Origin of the sequence: Actinoplanes sp. NPDC051633, assembly GCF_040681735.1 — a bacterium.
GTDB lineage: Bacteria > Actinomycetota > Actinomycetes > Mycobacteriales > Micromonosporaceae > Actinoplanes.
In genome coordinates this window covers 1-3,273 of sequence record NZ_JBFAZH010000898.1, presented here as the reverse complement: position 1 = coordinate 3,273, position 3,273 = coordinate 1, and the positions used below count along the sequence as shown (strand labels likewise).

Below are 3,273 nucleotides of genomic sequence, written 5' to 3'. Positions count from 1 at the left end.
CGTCGGCCGGGCCGCCGCGGGCAACGGCGGGACGTACGTCATGCGCGCCTTACTTTGTCCTGGACGGGGTCGGCACGGGTGCGGCGGTCGCTGTGGTGGTCCTGGTCGGCGACGGAACCGGCGCCGGGGTCGCGCTCGACGTCGGCACCGGCTCCGGCCCGGCGGTGCGGGTCGGCGACGGCACGGGCCGCGGAGCCGTCCCGGCGGGCACCGTGGGCGCGGTAGTGCTCGGCGACGGCACGGCCGTGTGTGACGGCTGCGGGGACACCGTCGTCGGGGCCGGCGCCGGCGCCGCGGTCTCCCCCGGCTGCGAGCCGTGCGTGATGCTAGGCGACGGCTGCAAGCCGGCCGGGCTCGTCGACGCGGGCACCGGCCGGGGCGCGCCGTCCGCCGAGGCCGACATCGCCGCGATCGCCGTGCCGGCGATCGTCGCCGCGACCACAGCAGAGGTCAGCAGAACCGCGCGCATCCGTTGCATCAGGGAAACTCCAGACGAGTGAGGGATCTTTCGTCCGGAGAGACGCTTGGGCGGCGAAAAGGTTGGCGATCCCAGGGTGATCCAGCTCACACCGAAAGCGCTCTCTAAACTTTATTGGGTGAGCCCGCAGATTCGCCCCTACCGCCCTGCCGATCTCGACGCCGTGTACGACATCTGCGTCCGCACCGCCGACTCCGGGGAGGACGCCCGCGGCATGTACGTCGACGACCGGCTGATGGGCGACATCTTCGCGGTGCCGTACGTGACACTCGAGCCGGAGCACGCCCATGTCATCGACGACGGCGCGGGCAACGCGGTCGGCTACATCCTGGGCACCGCCGACACGGTCGCCTTCGCGCACCGCTGTCGGGCCGAGTGGCTGCCCGCGACCGCCGGCCGCTATCCCGACCCGGCCGTGCCGCCGGTCACGCCCACCGACTTCATGCTGGGGCTGCACCTGCACCCCGAGCGCATGATCGTGCCCGAACTCGCCGAATACCCCGCCCACCTGCACATCGACCTGCTGCCCGAGTGGCAGGGCAAGGGGCTGGGCCGCGGGCTGATGGAGGCGTTCCTGACCGGGCTGCACCGGGCCGGCGTGCCCAAGGTGCACCTCGGCATGGCGCCGGGCAACACGAAAGCCCGCGCCTTCTACGCCAAACTGGGCTTCACCGAGATCCCGCTCGGCGCCCCCGGCGTGCTCTACCTGGGCCGGGACACCGCCGTCTGACTACCGCCCGCGCCGCTGACGCACCTTGGCCAGGGCCTCGGCGAGGATCGCCTCGCCGTCGGCGTCCGAGCGCCGCTCCTTCACGTACGCCAGATGTGACTTGTACGGCTCGGTGCGCATCTTCCCCGGCGGGTTCTGCTCGTCGAGGCCGGCCGGCTGGCCGCAGCGCGGGCAGTCCCAGACCTCGGGCTCGGCCGCCTCGGCGGCGAACTTGATGACCGACCGGTGACCGGCGGCGCAGTGATAGACCACCTCACGGCGCGGGGCGGGCTCACTGCGCTCGTCGGGGCGCATCGGGCTGGACCCGACGCGGCTGCCACGGATGGCGCTGCCACTGGACACGGATGCCACTCCTGTCAGGCAATCTTGGAGGAAAAAGAGAGCCGCGCGGCCCGGACGGACCGCGCGGCAGAGTCTACGACTCCTGTGTCCCTTGTTAAAGGACAAACGTCAGCCTGCCTGCGCGACCTTCAGCCAGAAGCCGAGGCCCACGATGCAGGCGAACCAGATGATGCCGACCAGCACCGTGTAGCGGTCGAGGTTCTTCTCCGCGACCGACGAACCGGCCAGGCTGGAGGTGACGCCGCCGCCGAACATGCTGGACATGCCGCCGCCCTTGCCCCGGTGCAGCAGGATCAGCAGGGTCAGCAGAATGCTGGTGATGATCAGCAACACGATCAACGTGTACGCGAACGCGATCGGCATGGTCGGTCGTCATTCCTCTCGGGCGGGCGCCACAGTAAGTAGCGGCCCCAACAATAGCGTCCCTTATCGGGCGACGTGCTCCCGGTACCGGCAGATCGACGCGAACTCCTCCGCGTCCAGGCTGGCACCGCCCACCAGCGCGCCGTCCACGTCCGGCTGCGCCATGATCGAGGCGATGTTGGCCGCCTTGACCGAGCCACCGTACTGGATGCGGACCGCCTGGCCCACCTCGGCGCCGTGCGACTCGGTGAGCCGGGCCCGGATGGCGCCGCAGACCTCCTGCGCGTCCTCCGGGGTGGCCGTCTTGCCGGTGCCGATCGCCCACACCGGCTCGTACGCGATCACGGCCTGCTTGATCTGGTCGCCCTTGATGCCGTCCAGGCCGGCGTCGACCTGGCTCAGCACGTACGCCACCTGATCGCCGGTCTCCCGCACCTCCAGGCCCTCGCCGACGCAGAAGATCGGGGTGAGCCCGGCCGCGAACGCGGCCTTGATCTTGGCGTTGACCAGCGCGTCGTCCTCGTTGTGGTGCTGCCGCCGCTCGGAGTGGCCGACCGCGACGTAGGTGCAGCCCAGCTTCGCGAGCATCGCGCCGGAGATGTCCCCGGTGTACGCGCCACCGGCGTGCGGCGACAGGTCCTGAGCGCCGTAGACGATCTGGACCTTGTCCCCGTCCACCGAGGTCTGCACGCTGCGCAGATCGGTGAACGGCGGCAGCACGGCCACCTCGACCGCGGAGAGCACCTGCTCGTTGAGGCTGAACGCCAGTTTCTGCACCAGGTTGATGGCCTCGAGATGGTTGAGGTTCATCTTCCAGTTGCCGGCCATGATCGGCCGGCGCGTCTCGTCCGCCACCTACTTCTCCAAAGCTTCGAGACCGGGGAGGGTCTTGCCCTCGAGGTACTCCAAAGACGCGCCGCCGCCGGTCGAGATGTGCCCGAAGCCGCTCTCGTCGATGCCGAGCTTGCGCACCGCCGCCGCCGAGTCGCCGCCGCCGACCACCGAGAAGCCGTCGATCTTGGTGATCGCCTCGGCCACGCCCCGGGTGCCGGCCGCGAACGGCGCCAGCTCGAAGACGCCCATCGGGCCGTTCCAGAACACCGTCCTCGCGCCGCTGATCGCCTCGGCGAACAGTGCGGTGGACGACGGCCCGATGTCGAGCCCGAGCCGGTCGGCCGGGATCTCGCTCGCCGGCACGGTGACCGTGTCGGCGTCGGCGCTGAACTCGCTCGCCGCGACCACGTCGGTCGGCAGCACGATGCGGCCGCCGGCCTCCGCCAACAGCGAGGCGCAGGTGTCGACCATCTCGTCCTCGAGCAGCGACTTGCCCACCTCGTGGCCCTGCGCCTTGAGGAAGGTG

At 70.6% G+C, this 3,273-nt stretch carries 6 protein-coding genes; 2 read left to right on the top strand and 4 right to left on the bottom strand.

What is annotated here, in order from left to right; genetic code table 11:
• A partial coding sequence (locus AB0M20_RS34115) for a hypothetical protein (protein ID WP_364304468.1) occupies positions 1 to 500 on the top strand: 500 nt, incomplete at its 5' end.
• 96 nt (positions 501 to 596) lie between these two features.
• A complete protein-coding gene (locus AB0M20_RS34110) occupies positions 597 to 1,208 on the top strand; it encodes a GNAT family N-acetyltransferase (protein WP_364304466.1) in 612 nt (203 codons plus the stop codon).
• Here AB0M20_RS34110 and AB0M20_RS34105 read toward each other — a convergent pair whose 3' ends face one another.
• The 4 genes from AB0M20_RS34105 to pgk all read right to left on the bottom strand — a co-directional run.
• Positions 1,209 to 1,550 (bottom strand): RNA polymerase-binding protein RbpA, encoded by a 342-nt coding sequence (locus AB0M20_RS34105; protein WP_364304465.1) that lies wholly within the window; start codon positions 1,548 to 1,550, stop codon positions 1,209 to 1,211. It lies immediately after the preceding gene.
• 108 nt (positions 1,551 to 1,658) lie between these two features.
• Positions 1,659 to 1,913 (bottom strand): preprotein translocase subunit SecG, encoded by a 255-nt coding sequence (gene secG / locus AB0M20_RS34100; RefSeq protein ID WP_364304464.1) that lies wholly within the window; start codon positions 1,911 to 1,913, stop codon positions 1,659 to 1,661.
• A gap of 63 nt (positions 1,914 to 1,976) precedes the next feature.
• Positions 1,977 to 2,768: a triose-phosphate isomerase gene (gene tpiA / locus AB0M20_RS34095; protein ID WP_364304463.1), complete on the bottom strand. Its 792-nt coding sequence runs from the start codon at positions 2,766 to 2,768 to the stop codon at positions 1,977 to 1,979.
• A partial coding sequence (gene pgk, locus AB0M20_RS34090) for a phosphoglycerate kinase (protein ID WP_364304461.1) occupies positions 2,769 to 3,273 on the bottom strand: 505 nt, incomplete at its 5' end. It lies immediately after the preceding gene.